This is a genomic window from Pseudonocardia sp. DSM 110487, from assembly GCF_019468565.1.
Classification (GTDB): Bacteria; Actinomycetota; Actinomycetes; order Mycobacteriales; family Pseudonocardiaceae; genus Pseudonocardia.
The window spans coordinates 5,292,624-5,314,288 of record NZ_CP080521.1; the positions used below are offsets into that span (position 1 = coordinate 5,292,624).

18 protein-coding genes are annotated in these 21,665 nt (G+C 72.8%); 12 read left to right on the forward strand and 6 right to left on the reverse strand.

Annotated elements, in window-relative coordinates; all coding sequences use genetic code 11:
* Positions 1 to 12: 12 nt before the first annotated feature.
* The 3 genes from K1T35_RS24755 to K1T35_RS24765 form a co-directional block, all read right to left on the reverse strand.
* Positions 13 to 2,373: a glycoside hydrolase family 65 protein gene (locus K1T35_RS24755; protein WP_220254077.1), complete on the reverse strand. Its 2,361-nt coding sequence runs from the start codon at positions 2,371 to 2,373 to the stop codon at positions 13 to 15.
* Positions 2,370 to 3,116, reverse strand: a complete 747-nt coding sequence (locus K1T35_RS24760; protein WP_220254078.1) for an HAD family phosphatase — start codon at positions 3,114 to 3,116, stop codon at positions 2,370 to 2,372. The genes K1T35_RS24755 and K1T35_RS24760 overlap by 4 nt, the downstream gene beginning before the upstream one ends.
* 99 nt (positions 3,117 to 3,215) lie before the next feature.
* Entirely contained in the window at positions 3,216 to 4,745 is a 1,530-nt protein-coding gene (locus K1T35_RS24765) for a histidine kinase (RefSeq protein WP_220254079.1), read from the reverse strand.
* Between the two features lie 125 nt (positions 4,746 to 4,870).
* On the opposite strand from K1T35_RS24765, the gene K1T35_RS24770 reads away from it, so the two are divergent.
* The 3 genes from K1T35_RS24770 to K1T35_RS24780 all read left to right on the forward strand — a co-directional run bounded on the left by K1T35_RS24770 (position 4,871) and on the right by K1T35_RS24780 (position 10,115).
* Complete coding sequence (locus K1T35_RS24770; protein WP_220254080.1) at positions 4,871 to 7,396, forward strand: RNA helicase; 2,526 nt, start codon at positions 4,871 to 4,873, stop codon at positions 7,394 to 7,396.
* Between the two features lie 122 nt (positions 7,397 to 7,518).
* Positions 7,519 to 7,890 carry a hypothetical protein gene (locus K1T35_RS24775; RefSeq protein ID WP_220254081.1) on the forward strand — a complete coding sequence of 124 codons (372 nt, stop codon included), beginning with the start codon at positions 7,519 to 7,521 and terminating at the stop codon, positions 7,888 to 7,890.
* Positions 7,891 to 7,979: 89 nt separating this feature from the next.
* Positions 7,980 to 10,115 carry a bifunctional diguanylate cyclase/phosphodiesterase gene (locus K1T35_RS24780; RefSeq protein WP_220254082.1) on the forward strand — a complete coding sequence of 712 codons (2,136 nt, stop codon included), beginning with the start codon at positions 7,980 to 7,982 and terminating at the stop codon, positions 10,113 to 10,115.
* Here K1T35_RS24780 and K1T35_RS24785 read toward each other — a convergent pair whose 3' ends face one another.
* Positions 10,116 to 10,682, reverse strand: a complete 567-nt coding sequence (locus tag K1T35_RS24785) for a hypothetical protein (RefSeq protein WP_220254083.1) — start codon at positions 10,680 to 10,682, stop codon at positions 10,116 to 10,118.
* A gap of 331 nt (positions 10,683 to 11,013) precedes the next feature.
* On the opposite strand from K1T35_RS24785, the gene K1T35_RS24790 reads away from it, so the two are divergent.
* The gene (locus K1T35_RS24790; RefSeq protein ID WP_220254084.1) at positions 11,014 to 11,358 is read left to right on the forward strand and encodes a hypothetical protein; all 345 of its coding nucleotides are present in this window, start codon (positions 11,014 to 11,016) and stop codon (positions 11,356 to 11,358) included.
* 329 nt (positions 11,359 to 11,687) lie between these two features.
* Here K1T35_RS24790 and K1T35_RS24795 read toward each other — a convergent pair whose 3' ends face one another.
* The gene (locus K1T35_RS24795; RefSeq protein ID WP_220254085.1) at positions 11,688 to 12,494 is read right to left on the reverse strand and encodes a DUF742 domain-containing protein; all 807 of its coding nucleotides are present in this window, start codon (positions 12,492 to 12,494) and stop codon (positions 11,688 to 11,690) included.
* Between the two features lie 161 nt (positions 12,495 to 12,655).
* On the opposite strand from K1T35_RS24795, the gene K1T35_RS24800 reads away from it, so the two are divergent.
* Positions 12,656 to 13,429, forward strand: coding sequence for an LLM class F420-dependent oxidoreductase (locus K1T35_RS24800; RefSeq protein ID WP_220254086.1), 774 nt, complete (start codon positions 12,656 to 12,658; stop codon positions 13,427 to 13,429).
* 211 nt (positions 13,430 to 13,640) lie between these two features.
* Here the strand turns inward: K1T35_RS24800 and K1T35_RS24805 are convergent, their stop codons facing one another.
* Positions 13,641 to 14,753, reverse strand: a complete 1,113-nt coding sequence (locus tag K1T35_RS24805) for an LLM class flavin-dependent oxidoreductase (protein WP_220254087.1) — start codon at positions 14,751 to 14,753, stop codon at positions 13,641 to 13,643.
* 262 nt (positions 14,754 to 15,015) lie between these two features.
* Here K1T35_RS24805 and K1T35_RS24810 point away from each other — a divergent pair, with 262 nt between their 5' ends.
* From K1T35_RS24810 to K1T35_RS24840, 7 genes are all read left to right on the forward strand, one after another.
* The gene (locus K1T35_RS24810) at positions 15,016 to 16,923 is read left to right on the forward strand and encodes an FAD/NAD(P)-binding domain-containing protein (RefSeq protein ID WP_255620669.1); all 1,908 of its coding nucleotides are present in this window, start codon (positions 15,016 to 15,018) and stop codon (positions 16,921 to 16,923) included.
* Between the two features lie 50 nt (positions 16,924 to 16,973).
* Complete coding sequence (locus tag K1T35_RS24815) at positions 16,974 to 18,047, forward strand: glycoside hydrolase family 172 protein (protein WP_255620670.1); 1,074 nt, start codon at positions 16,974 to 16,976, stop codon at positions 18,045 to 18,047.
* 64 nt (positions 18,048 to 18,111) lie between these two features.
* Positions 18,112 to 18,576, forward strand: coding sequence for an NUDIX domain-containing protein (locus K1T35_RS24820; RefSeq protein WP_220254089.1), 465 nt, complete (start codon positions 18,112 to 18,114; stop codon positions 18,574 to 18,576).
* Positions 18,577 to 18,587: 11 nt separating this feature from the next.
* Positions 18,588 to 19,496 carry a DUF4126 family protein gene (locus K1T35_RS24825; protein WP_220254090.1) on the forward strand — a complete coding sequence of 303 codons (909 nt, stop codon included), beginning with the start codon at positions 18,588 to 18,590 and terminating at the stop codon, positions 19,494 to 19,496.
* Positions 19,497 to 19,556: 60 nt separating this feature from the next.
* Complete coding sequence (locus K1T35_RS24830; protein ID WP_220254091.1) at positions 19,557 to 20,165, forward strand: sulfite oxidase-like oxidoreductase; 609 nt, start codon at positions 19,557 to 19,559, stop codon at positions 20,163 to 20,165.
* 13 nt (positions 20,166 to 20,178) lie between these two features.
* Positions 20,179 to 20,904, forward strand: a complete 726-nt coding sequence (locus tag K1T35_RS24835; protein ID WP_220254092.1) for a ferredoxin reductase — start codon at positions 20,179 to 20,181, stop codon at positions 20,902 to 20,904.
* A gap of 10 nt (positions 20,905 to 20,914) precedes the next feature.
* Positions 20,915 to 21,619 (forward strand): class I SAM-dependent methyltransferase, encoded by a 705-nt coding sequence (locus K1T35_RS24840; protein ID WP_220254093.1) that lies wholly within the window; start codon positions 20,915 to 20,917, stop codon positions 21,617 to 21,619.
* Positions 21,620 to 21,665 lie beyond the last annotated feature (46 nt).

The following is a 21,665-nucleotide window of genomic DNA, read 5'->3' on the forward strand; positions in this document are numbered from 1 at the left end:
GCCGACCGCCGATCAGCTGCCCGGGTGACGGGCCTTCGGACCACGGCCGTACGGCTGCTCCACCGGCTCGACCGGTTCCAGCGGCGGGATCGGCCGAACCTGCGGATCCTCCGCGAGCGCCACCGCCTCGCCGTGGTGGCGCAGGCGCATCGGCGGCCCGGAGACCAGGCGGTACTCCACCTCGTCCGGCCGGATCTCCACCCGCAACTGCCGCCCCTGCCACCGGAGCCCGAACGAGATCCGCGACAGCGCGGGAGGCAGCCGCGGCGCGAAGGTGATCCCCGCCTCGTCCATCCGCATCCCACCGAACCCCGAGACCACCGCCGTCCACGTGCCGGCCATCGACGCGATGTGCACCCCGTGATCGGAGTTACCGGCCAGATCGTCCAGATCCACCAGCGCGGCCTCTGCCAGGTAGTCGTAAGCCAGATCCAGATGCCCGGTCCACGCCGCCACCACCGCCTGCGTGCACGCCGACAGCGACGAGTCCCGCACCGTCAGCGCCTCGTAGTAGGCGAAGTTGCGCCGCATCTGCTCCGGACTGAACGCGTCCGGCCGCAGCTGCATCGCCAGCACCAGATCCGCCTGCTTGATCACCTGCTTGCGGTACAGGTCGAAATACGGCACGTGCAACAGCAGCGGGTACTTCTCCCGCGGCGTGTTCTCGAAGTCCCAGACCTGGTGGTGCGTGAACCCCTCCGCCTGCGGGTGCACGCCCAGCACCTCGTCGAACGGGATCCGCATCGACTTCGCGGCATCCCGCCACGACGCCATCTCCTCGGCGTTCACCCCGAGCTTCGCCGCCGCCCGCGCGTGTCGCGCCGCCGTGTCCGCGGCCGCCCGCAGGTTCGCCTGCGCCATCAGGTTGGTGTAGACGTTGTTGTCCACGATCGCGGTGTACTCGTCCGGCCCGGTCACCCCGTCGATGCGGAACTCCCCCGCCGAGTCGTGGTGCCCGAGCGAGCGCCACAACCGCGCGGTGGCCACCAGCAGCTCCAGGCCCACCTCCCGCTCGAACACCACGTCCCCGGTGGCCGCGACGTGCCGGCGGACGGCGTCGGCGATATCGGCGTTGATGTGGAAGGCCGCCGTACCTGCCGGCCAGTACCCCGAACACTCCTGGCCGCGGATCGTGCGCCACGGGAACGCCGCACCCCGCAGCCCCAGCTGCTCGGCGCGCTCGTAGGCGAGCGGCAGGATCGTCTGCCGCCACCGCAGCGCGTCGGCGGCGGCATCGGGCGCGATGTGCGACAGGACGGGGATGCAGAACGTCTCGGTGTCCCAGAAGGTGTGCCCGTCGTAGCCCTCGCCGGTCAGCCCCTTCGCGCCGATCGCCCGCCGCTCCGCCCGCGCGCCCGCCTGCAGCACGTGGAAGGTCGCCAGCCGCACGGCCTGCTGCAGCTCGGCGTCACCGTCGATCTCGACGTCGGCGGTCTGCCAGAAGTCGGCGAGGTAGTCGCGCTGCTCCCCGCACAGCCCTTCCCAGCCCGTGTAGCGGGCCGCCGCGAGCGCCGCCCGCACCTGGTCGTGCAGCGCAGGCAGCGACCGGCGCGACGACCAGCCGTAGGCCAGGTACTTCACCAGCCGCAGCGTCTGGCCGGGTTCGAGGCGGGCGATCACCGTGGTGCGGCCGATGTCCTCCGTGGCCTCCGAGGTGACCTTGACGCCCTCCGGGCCGTGCACCTCGTGGTCCATCGCCGCGGCCACCCGCAGGCCGGAGCGGCGGGTGCGGTGCAGGAGCGTTGCACCGGCGTCGTCGCAGCGGTGCTGTTCGGCGACGAGCGGGTCGGTGAGCGCGGCTTCCACCCGCGGGTCGGCCTCGTCCCGGGCCGGCAGCTGCTCGTTGGCCACCAGCTCGGACTGGACGACGAGCAGTGCGGCAGCGTCGAGCACCTCGACCTCGTACTCGATCGCGGCGATCGCGCGCTGGGTGAGCGACACCAGCCGCGTCGAGCGCACCCGCACCATCCGGCCCGCGGGCGAGGCCCACTCGACCTCCCGCGTGAGCGTGCCGGCCTGCAGGTCCAGCACCCGTTCGTGGCGGCGCAGCTGCCCGTAGCGCAGGTCGAACGGTTCGTCCTCGACCAGCAGCCGGATCAGCTTGCCGTTGGTGACGTTGATGATCGTCTGCCCGGACTCGGGGTAGCCGTACCCGCCCTCCGCGTACGGCAGCGGCCGCCGCTCGTAGAACGAGTTCAGGTACGTCCCGGGCATCGCGTGCGGCTCCCCCTCGTCGAGGTTGCCCCGCAGGCCGATGTGCCCGTTGGACAGCGCGAACACCGACTCGACCTGGCCCATTCGGTCCAGATCCAGCCGCGGCTCGCGCACCACCCACGGCTCCACGGTGAACGCGCGGCCCGGGTCGGGGCTCATGGCATCCCGTCCAGCAGGTCGGCCAGGTCGGTGACGACGATGTCGGCGCCGTGCTCGCGCAGCGCGTCGGCCTGTCCGAGCCGGTCCACACCCACGACCAGACCGAACCCGCCCGCCTTGCCCGACGCGACACCCGCCAGTGCGTCCTCGAACACGACTGCCTCGTCCTTGCCGACCCCGAGGTCGGCGGCTGCGGCGAGGAACGTGTCGGGGGCGGGCTTGCCGGGCAGACCGCGCTCCTTCGCGGTGACCCCGTCGACCCGGTGGTCGATGAGGCCGGCGAGGCCCGCGACCTCGAGCACCTGCGCGGCGTTCGCCGACGACGACACGACGGCCGTGGCGAGCCCCGCGTCCTTCACGGCGTGCAGGTAGCGCACCGATCCCGGGTACACCTCGACGCCGACGGTGACGATCTTCTCCTGGACCAGCGCGTTCTTGCGCATGGCCAGCGCGTACACGGTGTCGGCCTCCGGGGCGTCGTCCGGCCCACCGGCCGGGAGCTCGATGCCGCGGGAGCGCAGGAACGAGTCGGTGCCCTCCATCCGTGGCTTGCCGTCGACGTACGCCGCGTAGTCGGTCGCGACGTCGAACGGCCGGAACGGCATGCCCTCCCGCTCGGCACGGGCCCGCAGGTACTCGTCGAACATCTGCTTCCAGGCCGCGGCGTGCACGCTCGCGGTGTCGGTCAACACGCCGTCGAGGTCGAAGAGGCACGCGCGGGTGCCGTCGGGGAGGCCGAGCATGAGCGCACGGTACCGAGCCGGCGATCACTCGGGGAGGCGGAGCCGTCAAATCGTCCGGCGGGCCCACCGTAGCGGAGCACCCCAACCCGTCGGGGCCGATCACGGCAGGTGCTCGGAGGGCAGGTGGATCGTCCGTGCCTCGGCCGATCCGCCCGTCACGCGCACCTCGCACCCGCCCTCCACGGCCCGGGCGGCGAGGCTGAGCAGGCCACCCTCCGGCCGCGGCTCGATGTCGCGCTGCACCGCGTCGCGCACGGCGGCGAGGATCTGCATCGGGGTCACGGGGATCGGGTGCAGGGTGTCCGCCACGTCCACCGCCACCTGCAGCCGCTGGCCGAACCGGGCCTGCTCGAGCTGCAGGTACCCGTGCACGGCGGCGAGCTCGTCGCCCAGTGTGCTCCCGCCGACCTGGTCGACGGCCCGCGACAGGTCGGCGAATCCCATGAGCAGGTCCCGGGCCCGGCCGGGGTCGGTGCGGATCAGCGCGGCGATCGTGTTCAACGAGTTGTAGACGAAGTGCTGCTCCAGGCGGCGTGCCTCGGTGGCAGCCTCCGCCGACTCGGGCGGCGGCTCCGGGCTGACCGGCTCTGGCGGCGGCTCGACGGGCGCTTCCGTGGCGGGCGCGGGCTCCGGCGGGCGAGCCCACCGGTCGTCGTGGACGTCCGCCGCGTCGAGCAAACCGCGCCAGTACGGGCGGCGCATGCGTCCGCCCCCGATCCAGCCGGAGAACTCCACGAGCCCCGCGAGCTCGGGCCGCGCCCAGCGCGCGTGGCGCGCCGCCGCGTCCGGTACCGCGTCGACGAACGGGGGTGCGTCCTGCTCGCAGTCGGCGAGCGCGCCGGCGAGCCTGCGGCGCTCCCCGAGCGACACCCCGACGCGGCCGACGTAGTGGAGGGCGCCCGGGGTGTCCGCCACGGGGGCCCCGAGCAGCAGGGTGCCCACCGTCTCGGGCCGGTGCGGGTCGGCGGGTGTCCAGCCGCCCACGAGCACCTGGCGGGTGCGGGTGACCGGCAGGCGTAGCCAGAACCGGGAGCGCCCTCCCGGGTGGTAGCGGCCACGCAGGTGCCGGGCGTGCAGCCCGTCGGCCCCCTTCTGCTCGGCGATCGCGAGCATCGTGCCGATCTCGGTGGCGGGCAGCGGGGATGTGGTCCACACCGGCGGGCTGGCGAAGCCGAGGCCGTCGAGCAGCGCGCGGCGGTCGGCGTAGGGCAGCTCGGTGGTGCTGTGCCCGTCGAGCCACAGCAGGTCGGCGACCTGGAAGTCGACGGGGATGCGCCGGATCGTCGCCTCCGACGGGCGGTGTCGGGCGCTGCGGCGCGCGATCAGCCGGGGGCGGACGGCGTGCTCCTCGCCGCGCGCGACGAGCGTGCCGTCGAGCACCATGCCGCCCGGTGGCGACCGGCGCAGCAGCGGCTCCGCGAGCTCGGGGTAGGCGGCGGTCATCGAGTTGTCGGCACCCGACAGCAGCCGCACCCGCCGGCCCGGCTCGACGTAGGCGATGCAGCGGTGCCCCGTCCACGCCACCTCCACCATCCAGTCGGGGCCGGTGGGCGGTTCGCCGGTCACGGTGGCCGGCTGCATGGGCGGGACGAGGCCGGGCACGCCACGCCGAGTCCCCCGCTCCGTCACGGAAGCCACGGTAGCCAGTGTCCCGGACCGCGAGTCCAGTGCGTGTACCGGCGGATCCGGGTTTCCGCTGGGTGTCGACCCTCGGCCCCACGTCGCCGGGCGCGTGGGGGACGATCGGGGGCATCATGACGCTCACCGACCGGCTTCCTTCCTCCTCCGATCCCGACGCGCTCGTCGAGGCGTTCACAGACTGGGCGTTCGAGGAGCGCGGCCTCTCGCTCTACGCGGCCCAGGAGGAGGCGCTGCTCGAGCTGGTCACCGGTGGCAACGTGATCCTCTCGACGCCCACCGGCTCGGGGAAGTCCCTCGTCGCGGTCGGCGCGCACGCCGCGGCACTCGCCCGTGGGGAGCGCACCTTCTACACGGCGCCGATCAAGGCGCTGGTCAGCGAGAAGTTCTTCCAGCTCATCGACACCTTCGGCGCCGAGAAGGTCGGCATGCTCACCGGGGATGCCGCGGTGAACGAGAAGGCGCCGATCATCTGCTGCACCGCGGAGATCCTCGCCAACATCGCGCTGCGCACCGGGCGGGGCGCCGACGTCGGCTCCGTGGTGATGGACGAGTTCCACTTCTACGCCGACCCCGACCGGGGCTGGGCGTGGCAGGTACCGCTGATCGAGCTCCCGCAGGCGCAGTTCCTGCTGATGAGCGCCACGCTCGGCGACGTGTCGTTCTTCCGCGACGACCTCACCCGCCGCACCGGCCGGGACACCGCGGTGATCACCTCGGTGGAGCGGCCGGTGCCGTTGCACTTCCGCTACGTCCTCACCCCGCTGCACGAGACGATCGCCGAGCTGCTGCAGACGCACGAGGCGCCGGTCTACGTCGTGCACTTCACGCAGGCCTCCGCCGTGGAGCGGGCGCAGGCGCTGATGAGCGTCAACGTCACCTCGAAAGAGGACAAGCACGCGATCGCCGAGCTGATCGGGCGGTTCCGCTTCACCGCGGGCTTCGGGAAGACGCTGTCGCGGCTGGTACGCCACGGCATCGGCGTGCACCACGCCGGCATGCTCCCCCGCTACCGCAGGCTGGTGGAGACCCTCGCGCAGGCCGGGCTGCTGAAGGTCATCTGCGGCACCGACACCCTCGGCGTCGGCATCAACGTGCCGATCCGCACCGTGCTCTTCACGGGACTGTCGAAGTACGACGGGCAGCGCACCCGCCCGCTCAAGGCACGGGAGTTCCACCAGATCGCCGGCCGCGCCGGGCGCGCGGGCTACGACACCGTCGGCACGGTCGTCGCCGAGGCGCCCGACCACGAGGTGGAGAACGCCCGGCGGCTCGCCAAGGCGGGCGACGACGCCAAGAAGCGCCGCCGCGTGGTGCGCACGCAGCCGCCCGAGGGCTTCGTCGGGTGGTCGCAGACGAGCTTCGAGAAGCTGCAGAACGCCCAGCCCGAACCGCTGACCAGCCACTTCTCCGTCACCCACGCGATGCTGCTGAACGTGATCTCGCGTCCGGGCGACGCCTTCACCGCCATGCGGCACCTGCTCGAGGACAACCACGAGCCGCGGGCGCGCCAGCGCCGCCACATCCGGCGCGCGATCGCGATCTACCGTGCGCTGCGCGCCGCCGGTGTCGTCGAGGAGCTGCCGGAGCCCGACGCAGAAGGCCGCCGCGTCCGCGTGGTCGGCGACCTGCAGCTCGACTTCGCGCTCAACCAGCCCCTCTCCCCGTTCGCGCTCGCCGCGATCGAGCTGCTCGACCGGGATTCGCCGCAGTACGCCATGGACGTCCTGTCGGTGCTCGAGGCCACCCTGGACAACCCGCGCCCGGTACTCATCGCGCAGGAGAAGAAGGCCCGCGGGGAGGCCGTCGCCGCGATGAAGGCCGAGGGCATCGAGTACGAGGAGCGCATGGCTCTGCTCGAGGACGTCACCTACCCGAAGCCCCTTGATGAGCTGCTGCACGCGGCGCTGGAGACCTACCGGCGCGGCCACCCGTGGGTCGAGGACGCGCACCTCTCGCCCAAGTCGGTGGCGCGGGACATGTTCGAGAAGTCGATGACGTTCGTCGAGTACATCGGGCACTACGGCCTCGCCCGGTCCGAGGGCCTCGTGCTGCGCTACCTCGCCGACGCCTACCGCGCACTGCGCCAGACCGTCCCGGATGAGGCGAAGACCGAGGAGCTCATCGACGTCGAGGCGTGGCTGGGCGAGCTGGTGCGCCAGGTCGACTCCAGCCTGCTGGACGAGTGGGAGGCACTGGCCGCGGGCGCCGGGGCGGGCGAGGGTCTTGAGCCACCTTCGCTCGACGCCGCCCCGACCGCGGTCACCGCCAACCCGCGGGCCTTCCGCGTGCTCGTGCGCAATGCGTTGTTCCGCCGTGTCGAGCTCGCCGCCCTGCACCGGTTCGACGAGCTGGGAGAGCTCGACGCCGAGGCCGGCTGGGATGCCGACGCCTGGCGCGAGGCGCTCACGCCCTACTTCGCCGAGCACGGCAACGACGGAATCGGGGCAGGCCCGGACGCGCGCGGTCCGCAGTTCTTCTCCGTCACAGAGGAAGCCGAGCGCTGGCTCGTCAGGCAGGTCCTCGAGGACCCCGAGGGCCACCGTGACTGGGCCATCACCGCGGAGATCGACCTCTCCGCCTCCGACGAGCAGGGATTCCCTGCCGTCTGGGTGACGGGAGTGGAACCGCTCGGCGGCTGACCCGCCACTCCCCCCGCCACCACCACCCCGAGGCCATCGCTGCCCCGTCCCGGGGAGGTTCGCCGGCGCGTCACGTCCATGATCGGTTGACGTTTCGAGGGCGTCAATGAATGATTGACGGCATGGAGTACGAGGACGCTGTGCGCTGGCTGGACCGCGTGGATCCGATGATCGCGCGGCCGGACCGGTCGATCACGGGACGGCTGGACCGGCTCAAGGAAGTGTCGAAGGACGGCGGGCTCACCCGCGACGCCGCGGCGGCCTGGTACGCGCACGTTGGCGAGATGCGCAGGCTCGCCGACTACTACGAGCGCGACCTCATCCGCAGGCTGCGCGCCGACGGGCTCACATGGGCCCAGGTCGCGGACGCCGTGCAGGCGCAGCTGTCGAGCCGGCAGGCCGCCCAGGCGAAGTGGAAGCGCCTGCTCGACCCCGGCCGCCGCACCACCACCGGCGACATGCGCCGCGGCGGCCGCCCCCGGCAGTCTCCCTGACCGAGCCCGGTGACTACCGCGGAGCGGTAGGCTCCCGCCAAGATCGCTCGTGCCCCGGGCGGTCAGGGGTCACGAGCGGGGGCGCGGCCATGGGCGACGACGCGCAGGCGCTCGGCACCGCGTGGGCCGGCGCGGTGCAGGCCGCCGGGTTCGTACCGGTGCCGCGCCCCGCGTTGCACGCGGTGCTCGTCGAACGGGCCGGCGCGCTGCTCGAGGCCGCGTCCGGGGTGCGCGAGCCGGATGCGGGTACCGCTGCCGGCCGGTGGCTGGTGGAGTCCCACTTCACGCACCCGGCCGCCCTCGAGAAGACGCTCAGCGTGCTCGGCCCGGCCCTCGCCCGGGTCGATGCCGACCGCGGTGCCGAGGTGGTCGCCGCTCTCGCCGCCGGCTACGCCGCCGCGCTGCAGGAGCGCACGCGCGCCGAGCAGGAACGGGTCACGACGGCCGCGTTCGTCGCCCGTGCCGCCGCCGAGCAGGCGCGCTGGGCGAGCGAGGCCCGCTTCGGCGCCCTGTTCGCCGACGCGGCGATCGGCATCGCGATCGTCACGGCCGATGGCGAGATCGTGGAGGTGAACCGGGCGGTATGCGAGATGTTCGGCCGCACGGCCGACGAGGTGCTCCACCGCTCCATGGAGACGTACGTTCCCGCCGACGACCACGAGCACTCCCAGAAGTTGCGCGCGATGCAGGCAGGCGAGCTGGAGCACGTCCGGCTCGAACGGTCCTATCCGCACGCCGACGGCACCACGATCTGGGCCGACGTCGTCCTCTCCCTGGTCCGGGCGCCGGACGGGTCGCCCCGCTTCATCGTCGCCATGATCGCCGACGTCACCGAGCGGCACCGACTCGAGACGTCGCTGCGCCACCAGGCCCAGCACGATCCCCTGACCGGCCTCCCCAACCGCACGCTGTTCTTCGAGCGGCTGGAGGCCGCGCTCGGTGCCGGTCGCGACGTCGGCATCTGTTACCTCGACCTCGACGACCTCAAGGCCGTCAACGACACGCTCGGCCACGATGTCGGCGACCACGTGCTGCAGACCGTCGCGCACCGGCTCGCCGCGGAGATCGGCCCGGGAACCGGTGCCGAGAGCGATGCCGGGCGCATGGTCGCGAGGATGGCGGGTGACGAGTTCGTCGTGCTCGTGGAGGGGGCCGCCGACGGCCGGCTCGACGTCGGCCCGCTCCGCGTGGCACAGCGCGCCCTCGACGTGGTGCGGCGCCCGGTGGTCTCCGGCCCGCACCGGGTCCTCGTGTCCGCCAGCGTCGGCGTCGTCGAGCGCGCATGCGGCTCGACGGACCTCGACAGCGCGGCGGATCTGATGAAGGCGGCAGACACCACCCTCCAGTGGGCGAAGAAGGACGGCCGCAACCGGGTCGCGGAGTTCGACGCCGAGCGTCACCGCGCCGCCGTCGCCCGGTTCGAGCTGTCCGCCCGGATGCCAGACGCACTCGGTGCGGGCGAGTTCGTCGTGGACTACCAGCCGCTGGTCCGCCTCACCGACCAGCGGCTCGTCGGGGTCGAGGCGCTCGTGCGCTGGGAACCGCCCGGTGGCGACCGCATCGGACCGGACGAGTTCATCCCGGTGGCCGAGGAGACCGGACTGATCGTCCCGCTCGGCAGGTGGGTGCTCTCCGAGGCGTGCCGGCAGGCCGTCCGCTGGCGGGCGGAGCACCCGGACACGCAGCTGTTCATGAGCGTCAACCTCGCCGCTCGCCAGGTACGCGAACCCGGGATCGTCGACGACGTCGCGCGCATCCTCGCCAACTCCGGCTGGCCGGCGCACGCACTGCAGCTGGAGCTCACCGAGAGCGACCTCATGGGCACCACCGGGGAACCGCTAGACGCGCTGCGCGCCCTCGCGGCGATGGGGGTGCGCATCGCGATCGACGACTTCGGCACCGGCTATTCCAACCTCGCCTACCTGCGCACCCTCCCGGTGCACGCGCTGAAGCTGGCAGGGCCGTTCGTCACGAGGCCGTTCACCGCGGTCGAGTCAGGAGGCGATCCCGAATCCGACCAGGTCGACCTCGAGGTGCTCGCACTGCTCATCGAGCTCGCCCACACGCTCGGCCTGTCCGTCACCGCCGAGGTCGTGGAGACGTCGGTGCAGCTCGAGCGGTTGCGCAAGCTCGGCTGCGACACCGGGCAGGGCTGGTACTTCGCCCCACCCGTGCCCGCGTCGGCCGTGCCGGCCATGCTGCACGGCCCGGTCGGGCCTGCCTGACTAGGAGGGTCCTGAACAACTCAGGCCGTAGCGAGCGGCGTCCAGGTGGTGTCCTCGCAAGTGCGTCGGCACGGTGCCATGGGTGCGGCCGAGCTGCCACAACACGGCCAGCGCGAGCCACGGCGCGGCGAGCACCAGCGGTAGCCACAGCACGGTGACCAGCCACACCACCCACGCGATCAGGTCCACCGCCGAATGGAGCGGGGCGAGCACCCAGGACAGATCCCGGTGGCCGACGGCGAGGGTGATACCCCACGCCAGCAACATCCCGGCGATCGTCATCGCCGCGACTGCGACCGCCTTGGCGAGGGCAAACGGGGCAGCGATCCAGTCCATCCGCCGCTTGTGCCGCATCGCACGAGCCCGTTCGGCCCGCTGCTCCCAGTCGATCAACCGCTGCATGTCGCCGGCCAACTCGGCCTGGCGCAACATCCGCTCGTACCGGGACTGGGTGTGCGCCTCCCACACCCGCCGCACCACTACCCACAGTCCGGTAGCGACGTAGACCACCGCATTGCGGATCGCCCATCGCACCGCGGTGCGGGTCCGCTCGTGCGTCGCTGTCACCCGCACCCCGGTGATCACATGCACGGTGGCTCGGCTGGCACCGCGGCGCACCACCGCTGCCGCTGTGCGCAACACCGGGGTACCGGCCGTGGCGTGCGGGGGACGGCAGGGCCGCTGCTGGCCACCACCAGCGGTGGCCGGATGCGGCCCAGCCAGCTGTGGGAGCTCGTCCGCCGCCTCGCCGCCGCAGCCGAGATCACCGAGTGGGATTGGCTCTCGGCGCACTCGCTGCGCCACACCGGCATCACCCGGGGTGTGGGCGGAGCCCGCGTCTTGGCCCTCGCGCTATCGCGCGCTAGCGTGATCACTATCGGCGAGATACCCTCAGATGATGATTGATCAACCATCCGCCAAACTCGCCGAGCTGTTGGAGAAGGCTTCACCGGACGACCGGAAGGTCATCATCGGGTGGCTCTTGGAGAGTCGGTTCGGGGTGTCAGCCTCTAACCCTGAGGACCAGTGGATGGTGAAGCGCCTCCGAACGGCACAGATGTTCGGCGACATTCCTACGGGAGAGACCCAGCTCGTGACAGTGCGGCTGCCGCAGGAGCTCCACGGGCAGTTGAGGAACTGGTGTGGCGAGCACGGGTTCACGATGGCGTCTGTCATCCGCGGCGTGGTCGAACGCTTCGTATCGGAGCGACGGGCAGCTGCCGAAGGCGACCCGTCAGCCTGATCGTTGGCAGGCGCGGTCGCCGGGCTCCTCCTGCTCGACGGCCGGTCCCCTCTTCCACGACGGCACGCCGGCGCACCGGGGCGGCGGGGTTCGCCGCCACGAGGTCCTCCTCGGCGAGATGGCGATAGAAGCTGGTCAACGCCGAGAGCCGGCGCGCGGTGCTGGAGTGCTCGGCGCCGCCGTCGAGCAGGTGGCGGGCGGTGATACCCAGGCGGACGATCGCGCCGATACCGCTGTTGTATCGGCGCGATCGTCCAACGCGGCGAGGGCGCCGCCTGGGCGCCGCGCAGTAGGCCTGAGTTGTTCAGAGCGCTCCTAGGCCGTGCCGGTCACAGCTTCCTGAGGCCGCTGAGCACGCGCTCCATCAGCGCCAGATCGGGTCCGTCGGAGCCTGCGACGCGGTGGACGGCCACGGCTCCCGCGGCCGCCAGGTCGCCGACGAGAACGCGCGCCACTCCGAGCGGCACACCCACGCGCGCCGCGAGCTCCGCGACCGACCGCGGTTCCCGGCACAGACCGAGCACGGCATGGTGTTCGCTGGTGAGGCTCGTCGTGCGCGACTGCGGGACCGCCGACACGAGCGTCTCGATCGAGAGCTGGAAGGCCGAGCGCGTGCGCCCGCGGGTGTACACGTACGGACGCACGGACGCCGACCCGCCTGCGACGGGTTCCTCCGCCTCCTGCTGGGGCGGCGCGACCGGCAGCGGAGCCTGCGGACCGACGCGAACAACAGCGACCGGCTCGACCGGCGCGGGCCGGGGTTTGCGCTCCTTGCGGGCGCCCCCGAAGCGGGCGCCCGTCAACCCGACCACCGGTCCGCCGGGCTCCTCCACGTCGGGCACCTCTACGTCGGGCACCTCCACCTCGGGCGGCGGCTCAGCGCGTCCGACGGGAGCCAACGCCTCAGCCGGTGCGCCGTGCATGCGGGCGCCCCCTCGCGGAGCCGGGCCGGGCGGCACGACCGGGATCGCCACGGTGTCCGCCTCCGGCGCGGTCTCGACGGCCGGCGCTCCGTCGGCCTCGGCCGCCTTCTTCCTGCGGGCGGTGCGCCGCCGACGCGGCGCACCCCCGAAACGTGCGCCCGTGGTACCGATCGCGGGGCCTTGATCTTCCGCTGAATCGTCCGCAGTGTCCACTTCGTGCCCTTCCCCCAACGCTCCGAAGTGCGTCCACCATGTCGACGGCGCGTTACGATTGTGTTACTCAATCGTTCCGCCGTCATGACGATTGGTGATCACATAACTACAAAGAGTAATTTCACCGGCGGCCGACCGGGTGACGGTGGAGGATCAAGGGCATGACCCACCCCATCCGGATCGGTGTCCAGCTGCAGCCCCAGCACGCCGACTACGTGCAGATCCGTGCCGCCCTCGCCGAGGCCGAGGATGCCGGCGTCGACATCGCGTTCAACTGGGACCACTTCTTCCCCCTGTACGGGGAGCCCGACGGCAAGCACTTCGAGTGCTGGACGATGCTCGGCGCGTGGGCCGAGGCCACCAGCCGGGTCGAGATCGGCGCCCTCGTCAGCTGCAACAGCTACCGCAACCCCGAACTGCTCGCCGACATGGCCCGCACCGTCGACCACATCTCCGGCGGACGCCTCATCCTGGGCATCGGCGCAGGCTGGTTCCAGCGCGACTACGACGAGTACGGCTACGACTTCGCGACCGCAGGCGCGCGGCTGGCCGACCTCGCCCAGGCCCTCCCCCGCATCCGCGACCGCTGGTCGAAGCTCAACCCCGCGCCCACGCGCGACATCCCCGTGCTCGTCGGGGGTGGCGGGGAGCGCAAGACCCTGCGCTACACGGCCGAGCACGCCACGATCTGGCACAGCTTCGGCGACCTCGACACCTTCACCCGCAAGTGCGAGATCCTGGACCGCCACTGCGCCGACGTCGGCCGCGACCCGGGCGAGATCGAACGCTCCATCGGGGTGTCCGCGCCGCCGCAGGAGGTCGCAGACGGGCTGCTCGCCGCCGGCGCGAGCCTGTTCACGATCGGTGTCGGTGGCCCCGACTACGACCTCGGCCTGGTCAAGGAGTGGATCGCCTGGCGCGACGCCCAGCGCTGACCGGCGCAAGATCGCCGATCTTGGGTAGCGCCGGCTGCCCCAGCCCTCCGGTGGTCGAGTAGGGACGGCGCCCCAGCGCCGGCCCGTATCGAGACCACCATCCTGCAGGGAAGTGTTCTCGATACGCGCCGGCCCTGGCGGGCCGGCGCTACTCGACCACCGGGAAGTTCTGGGCCGGCGCTACTCGACCTGCGGGTAGCCGCCTACGTTCTCAGGCCGGCACCGACGCCCGCTCCGCAGCGTCCCGCCGTGCCACCTCCGCGCGGACCAGCGGGATGACCTCGCGGCCGAACTCCGTGGCGTCTTCCAGGAGGTCGTAGCCGCGCGCCGACAGGATCCGCACGCCGAGGTCGTAGTAGTCCATCAGCGCGGCGGCCACCGTCTCGGGTGTGCCGACCAGCGCCGTCGAGTTGCCGGCACCGCCGGTCGCCTTGGCGGTGACCGTCCACAGTGCCCTGTCGTGGCGCTCGCCCTGCTCGGCGATCGCGAGCAGGCGCTGCGAGCCGGCGTTCTCCGGGTCGGTGAGCCGGTGGCGGCGGCTGAGCTGCGCAGTGCCGCCCTTCGTCCGGTCCTGGATGCGAGCCACGGTGGCGTAGGCCTTCTCCCATGCCTCTTCCTCCGTGCGGCCGAGGATCGGGCGGAACGCCACCTGGAACGTCGGCGCCGGGCGGCCCGCGGCCGCGGCGAGCTCGGTGATCGCGCGGATCTGCTCGGCCGTGCCGGCGAGCGGCTCGCCCCACAGCGCGTAGATGTCGGCCTCCTCCGCCCCGACCTTGTACGCGGCGGGCGACGAGCCGCCGAACGAGATCCGCGGGCGCGGGTTCTGCGCGGGTTCGACGTCGAGCACGAAGTCGCTGAAGGTGTAGTGCTCGCCGTGGAAGTCGAACGGCTCGCGCGAGGTCCAGGCCTTCTTGAAGATCTGGATCGCCTCGCGGGTGCGGTCGTAGCGGCGGTCCTTGGGCAGGGTGTCGCCCTCGCGCTGCTGCTCGTGGTCGTTGCCGCCGGTGATGACGTGCACGGTGGTGCGCCCGCCGCTGATGACGTCCAGCGTGGCGATGGTCTTCGCCGCGAACGTGGGATAGGAGACGTTCGGCCGGTGCGCGACGAGCACCTGCAGGCGCTCGGTGCGGCAGGCGATCAAGGCGGCGGCCTGGGCGGGGTCGGGGCTGCCGCTTCCGTACGCGGTGAGCACCCGGTCCCAGCCGGACTCCTCGTGGGCGCGGGCCAGCGCCACGGTGTACTCGGGGTCGAACGCGGGGCCCGAGCGCGCCGTCGTCTCGGTGCCGTCGTTGGTGGCTCCCATGCCGAGGAACTCCACGGGCATGTCGAATACTCCTCGTGAGTGGTGGAGGGGTGGCGGCCGTCAGGAGCCCGGACACGCCGCCGACCACACGCGACCGAGGTCGACGTGCCGTCGCGTCACCAGCGGAACGCGGATAGCCACGAACTCCACTCCAGCACCCGGCATCGCGAGCGTCAACGTCCTTCACCGGCTGTCGTTCACTGGCTGGCGCCCCGAACGCGACCTACAGTCGATGGAGTCGGCGCGACGCGGCGCATGCCCCATCCCCTCGGAGGAGCCGTCTGTGAGCTCTGCGATCGCGATCGTCGGCGCGGGCCCGCGCGGCGTCGGGATCCTCGAGCGCATGGGCGCCAGCGCTCCCGAGCTGGGGCCCGACGGCCTGGACGTGCACCTGATCGACCCGTACCCGCCGGGTGCAGGGCGGATATGGCGCCACGAGCAGTCACCGCTGCTCGCGATGAACTCCATGGCCGCCGACGTCACGATGTTCACCGACGAGACCGTGATCTGCGACGGCCCGATCGTGCCGGGCCCGTCGTTCTGGGAGTGGGCGCAGGAGCTGCGCACGCGTGGCGACCCCGACGCCATCGGCCCCGAGCTGGCCGCCGAACTGCGAAGCGTCACCGCATCCACGTTCCCGAGCCGCCGGCTGCAGAGCGCCTACCTCGCCTGGGTGCTGCGCGACGTGATCGCCGGGCTGCCGCCCGGGATGCGGGCGCACCTGCACCGCACGCGCGCCGTCGACCTTGCCGAGGACGGTGACCGCCAGCTGGTCCGGCTGGAGAACGGCGGCACGCTGCGCGTCGACGCCGTGGTGCTGGCGTCCGGCCACCTCGACGCCACGCCGACCGACGACGAACGGGCACTCGCCGCCCGTGCCGCCGATGCCGGGCTCACCTACCTGCCTCCCGAGCAGACCACCGACTCGGACCTGTCGGTAATCGCGCCGGGCGAGACCGTGCTCGTCCGCGGGCTCGGCCTTGCGTTCATCGATCTCGTCGTGCTCCTGTTCGAAGGGCGCGGCGGGCGCTTCGAACCCGACGGCGACGGGCTGCGCTACGTGCCGTCCGGGGCTGAGCCGCGGCTCGTCGCCGGCTCGCCACGCGGGATGCCCTACCACTCGAAGCCCCACTACGGCCTGCGCGCGGGCCGGCCGCCGCTGCCGCGGTTCTTCGGGCCTGCGGCCGTCGACCCGCTGATCGCCTCGGGCGGGCCGGTCGAGCTGCACACGCAGGCGTGGCCCCTGATGGCGAAGGAGATCGCCTGGGGCTGGTACCACGAGCTGTTCGTCGGCCACCCGGGGCGCGTCCTGATGCCGTGGGCCGAGTTCGCGGCGCGGTACGCCGGCCTCGGGTGGGACTCACCCGCGATGGCGCAGCTGATCGCCGCGGCCGTGCCGGACCCGGTGGACCACATCGATCTCACCGCCCTCGACCACCCCCTCGACGGCGTCCGCGCTCCGGACCTCGCCGCCCTGCAACCCCTCGTGCGCGAGCGCATCGCCGAAGATCTGCGCCAGCACGTGGATCCGGCGCACACGCCGCACCTCGGCGCGTTCGTCGCGATGCTGTCGGTGTTCGGGGAGGTCACCCGGCTGGCCGGTTCCGGGGTGCTCTCCGCGCGGTCACGGGCGCGGGATCTGAGCTGGTGGCAGAGCTTCTTCAACGCGGTCGCGAGCGGCCCGCCCGGCTTCCGGGTGCGCGAGCTGCTCGCGCTGTCCCGAGCCGGATACGTCGCGTTCCTCGGCGAGGGCATGTGGATTGACACCGGGGTCGACGGCGGCGACGTCGTCTTCCGGGCGGGGAGCGCCAGCCTGCCGGACGCCCCGCCGGTCACCACCCGGGCGCTCGTCGACGCGCGCCTGCCGGACCCGAGCGCGGCCCGCACCACCGACCCGCTGCTCGCCAACCTGCTCGCGGGCGGCGCCGTCAGCGAGGAGGTGCTGCGCGACACCGACGGCACGGTGCTGCGCAACACCGGCCTCATCCGCGTCCGGCCGGCCGACGGGGCGCTCATCGATGCCGCGGGCCACCCGCATCCGCGGCGGTTCGCCGTGGGTCCGCACACCACGGTGAAGGTGGCGGGTGCGTTCACCCGGCCCGGCATGAACGCGCAGAGCCTGCGCTACAACGACGCCGTCGCCCGTGCGGTGCTGCGCAGCCTCCCCGGGGCGCGGGCCGCTGCGGCGTAGTGCGAGCGGCATAGTGTGATCGGTCCGCGCTTTCGACGTCCGGAGGCCACATGCCGCACCCGATCCCGCCGCAGCCGGAGATGGCGCTGATCACCGAGGCGGTCACCCGCTCGATCAGCCCGGAGAACCCCACCGGCGCGCCCGGCGCCGGAGGTGGCGCCACCGAGGGCACCGGCGCGGCCGCGGCACGCGACCTCGGCCGCGGCTGGAAGGTCTCCCCCTCCATCGAGATCCCGGCCGGCACCACCGCTCGCCTCGCCGAGATCGACGGGCCCGGGGTCGTGCAGCACATCTGGCTCACCACGCACCCGTCGCACTGGCGCGACCTGCTGCTGCGGATGCACTGGGACGGCGACGCCGAGCCGGCCGTCGAGGTGCCGATCGGCGACTTCTTCGGACAGGGCTGGGGCGAGTTCGCCCAGCTGTCGTCGCAGGTCGTGGCCGTGAACCCGCACGGGGGGTTCAACTGCTACTGGCAGATGCCGTTCCGGGCGGCGGCCCGCATCACGCTGGAGAACGTCGGGCCCGACCCGGCGATCGTCTACTTCCAGATCACCTACGCGCTGGCTCCGGTGCCCGAGCAGGCCGGCTACCTGCACGCCCAGTGGCGCCGCGACAACCCGCTGCCCAAGGGCAGCACGCACCCGCTCCTCGACGGCGTCGCCGGGCGGGGGCACTACGTCGGCACGTACCTCGCATGGGCCTCGAACTCGAGCGGCTGGTGGGGTGAGGGCGAGATGAAGTTCTACCTCGATGACGACGACGAGCTCCCCACCATCTGCGGCACCGGTACCGAGGACTACTTCGGTGGCGCGTGGAACTTCGACGTCCCCGGCCACGGCTACACCGCTTTCACCACGCCGTACCTCGGGCTGCACCAGGTCCTGCGCCCGGACGGGTGCTACCGCAGCCAGCAGCGGTTCGGCATGTACCGCTGGCACCTGGCCGACCCCATCCGGTTCTCCCGCGCCCTCCGCGTGGACGTCCAGGCCCTCGGCTGGCGCTCGGGGCACCGCTACCTGCAGCTGCAGGACGACATCGCGTCGGTTGCCTGGTTCTACCTCGACCGGACCTCCACCCACCGTCCCCCGACGCCTGAGGTCGACGACCTCGAGGTCACCTGAGCGCGCGTCGCGAGTCGCGGTCCGGGTGTACGCGTGTCGGGCCCGGGCCTGCCAGACTGCGCCGGTGGCAACGCGGAGCGCAGGAGTGGTGCTGCACCGGCAGGGCCCGGACGGCACCGAGGTGCTGCTCGGGCACATGGGTGGGCCGTTCTGGGCCCGCAAGGACGACGGGGCGTGGTCGATCCCCAAGGGCGAGCACGGCCCCGACGAGGACCCACGGGCAGCGGCGGCAAGGGAGTTCGCCGAGGAGCTCGGTGCGCCCCTGCCCGGCGGGACGCTCGTCGAGCTCGGCGAGGTGCGGCTCTCGGGCGGGAAGCGGATCACGGCCTTCGCCCTCGCCGCCGACTTCGACACCGACGGCATCGTCCCCGGCACGTTCTCGATGGAGTGGCCGCCGCGGTCGGGCTCGCTGCGGGAGTTCCCGGAAATCGATCGCGCGGCATGGTTCGGGCTCGACGCGGCCCGGCGGAAGATCACGAAAGGGCAGCTCCCGCTGCTCGACCGGTTGCCCGCCGTGGTCGCGGGGTAACGGGGATGCTCATGAGGTCCCTCGTCTCCGGGCTGCTCCGCGGTGCCGCGGCGGGCGCTGCCGGCACGACCGCGCACGCCGCGGCGGGCACCCTCGACCGCACCCGTCGGGCGCGCCGGCTCTCGCCGACGGGCCTGCTGGCCGACACCGCCGCCGGGGTCGGCCTCGGCGCGCTCGCCGGTCTGCTGCGCGCGACCGGGGTGCGACCACCTGCCGCCGTGAGCGGCATCCTGCTCGGGCTGGCGGACGCCTGGGTGCGTGGTGGCCTGCCGGCCGTCCTGCGGATCGTCGATCCGCGCCGGAGCGCCGACTGGGCGGCCGACGCCGTCGCACCCCTTGTGTACGGCTTCACGACGCACACCACGCTCGTCTCGGTGTCCCGGGTGGCCGAGGGCCGGGAGACCGTCCCGCACGCGAGCCCCGCCGCGCTGCTGCGCGCGGCCGCGCTCGGGGCGGCGAGCGGGTCGCGCAGCGCCGCCGGGTTGGCCGCCGTGGCGCTGACCTCCCGGCCCGACGACACCGGACCGGTCGCCTCGCGGCTCGGCGGCCGCACCGGCGGCGCGCTCTCCGGTCTGGCCGCCGCGGGCGAACTGGTCGCCGACAAGCTGCCGGGCGTACCGAGCCGCCTCGCGCCGTTGGGGCTGATCCCCCGGGCCGCGTTCGGCGCCACATCGGCGGCCGCGGTCGCCCGGCGCGACGGGCACGACCCGACGCTGCCCGGCCTCGTCGGCGCCACCGCCGCGATCGGGGCGGCCGTGCTGGGCGTGCACCTGCGCGCCGCGGCCCAGCGACGCTTCGGGTCGGACCGGCCGGGCGCGGTGGCCGAGGACGTGATCGCCGCCGCGCTGGGCTGGCTGGGCGCCCGCCGCCCGGTCGCGGCGGCGGCGCCCGAGACGACCGAACGGCCCCTTGCCCGTTGATGCCGCGCTCATCAGTCGGCAGTGCTGGAATGATCCCGCGTCGCGGAGGTTGAGGAGAGCATGGCCGGTATCACCCGAGGTTTCGTCGGGCGGCGGCGCGAGCGCGACTCGCGGCTGCCTCCCGGGCAGTACGACGCGCGTGACGAGTGGCCGGTGCTGCACGCAGAGGCCACCCCGAACATCACGACCGACCGCTGGACGTTCACGATCGAGGGCCTGGTCGAGAACACCGTCACCTGGGACTGGGACGAGATCCACGCGCTCCCCCGCTCCCGCTACGAGGGCGACATCCACTGCGTCACCACCTGGTCCAAGCTCGGCATGACGTTCGACGGCGTCTCGGTCGACACGCTGCTCGCCGCCGCGAAGCCGCAACCGAGCGCCACCCACGTGATGGCCGTGTCGCACACCGGCTACACCACCAACCTGCCGCTCGACGACATCACCGGTGGCAAGGCATGGGTCGTCTGGGATGCCGACGGCGAGCCGCTCAGCACGATCCACGGCGGCCCGGCCCGGCTGCTGGTGCCGCACCTGTACTTCTGGAAGAGCGCGAAGTGGGTGTCGGGCCTGCGCCTGATGGACCACGACGAGCAGGGCTTCTGGGAACGCAACGGCTACCACGACCGCGGCGACCCCTGGACCGAGCAGCGCTACCAGGGCGACTGAGGGCGACCGGCCCATGACGCTCACCCCAGGCGGCACCGCACACCGCCGCACCCTGCGCTGGCAGACGGCCCGCGTCCTCGCCGTGCGGGACGAGACGCCGCGCGCCCGCACCTTCCGGCTCGCGCTGCCGGAGCCGCGCCCGCACTTGCCCGGGCAGTACTACGTCGTCCGGCTCACCGCGCCCGACGGCTACACGGCCTCCCGCGACTACTCGGTCGCCTCGCCACCGGACGACACGGGCGAGATCGAGCTGACCGTCGAACGGCTCGACGACGGCGAGGTCTCGGAGTTCCTGCACGACGTCGTCGTGCCAGGCGACGAGCTGGAGGTGCGCGGCCCGATCGGCTACTTCGGCTGGGACGCGAGCAGCCCCGCGCTGCTCGTCGGTGGCGGATCGGGGGTGGTGCCGCTGATGGCGATGCTCCGCCACGCCCGCAGGATCGGCCGCCCCGACCTCGTGCGGCTGGTCGTCTCCGCCCGCTCGCCGGAGGACCTGTACTACGCCGACGAGCTGCCCGGCCCCGAGACCACGGTGATCTACACCCGCCATGCGCCGCCCGATGCGGGTCGCGCGGTCGGCCGCCTCGCGATCGCCGACGTGGCACCGCTCGTCCGTGGTGGGGAGACGGCCTACGTGTGCGGTTCCTCCGGCTTCGCCGACGCCGCCACGCACGTGCTGATCGAGGCAGGCGTCCAGGTGCAGGACATTCGTGTGGAGCGCTTCGGCCCGTCCGGCTAGCGTCGTGATCATGACGCCCGCGTGGATCTTTCCCGAGTTCTCCCCCGTCGGGGTCGACCTCGCCGGCGCGGAGGCCGTCGCGCGCTACGACCACAACCAGGGCACCGACCCCGAGCGTGACAACGCCCTGCTCGACCGGCTCGGCGTCGGGCCGGGCACCCGGTTGGTCGACCTGGCGTGCGGCACCGGGTCGCTCGTGGTCGAGGCGGCCCGGCGCGGTGCCGACGTGCACGGCGTGGACGTCGGCGAGGAGATGCTGGCGTTCACGCGAAGGCGCGCGGCCGACGCGGGGGTCGATGTGTCGCTGCACCACGCCGGGTTCCTGTCCTACGAGCTCACCGGCCCACCCGCCGACGTCGTCACCACGCGGTCGGCGCTGCACCAGCTGCCCGAGTTCTGGAAGCAGGCTGCCCTGCTCCGGATCGCCGGGTACGTGCACGCGGGCGGCCTGCTCTACGTCTGGGACCTGATGTTCAGCTTCCCACCCGCCGAGTACGCCGAGCAGGTCCAGCGGATGATCGACGAGCTCGGGCGGCCGGACGGCGGTGCAGACGGCGCAGGCTTCACCAGGGCCGACTTCGAGGCACACGTCCGCGAGGAGTTCTCCACCTACAGCTGGATCCTGGAAGGTCTCATCGAACGCGCCGGGTTCACCGTCGAGGAGGCGGCGTTCCCCCGGCCCACGCACGGGGAGTTCGTCTGCAGGCGCCGGTAGCCTCGCCGTCCGGCCGATCGTTAGGTTGTCAGGACCAACGGCACCC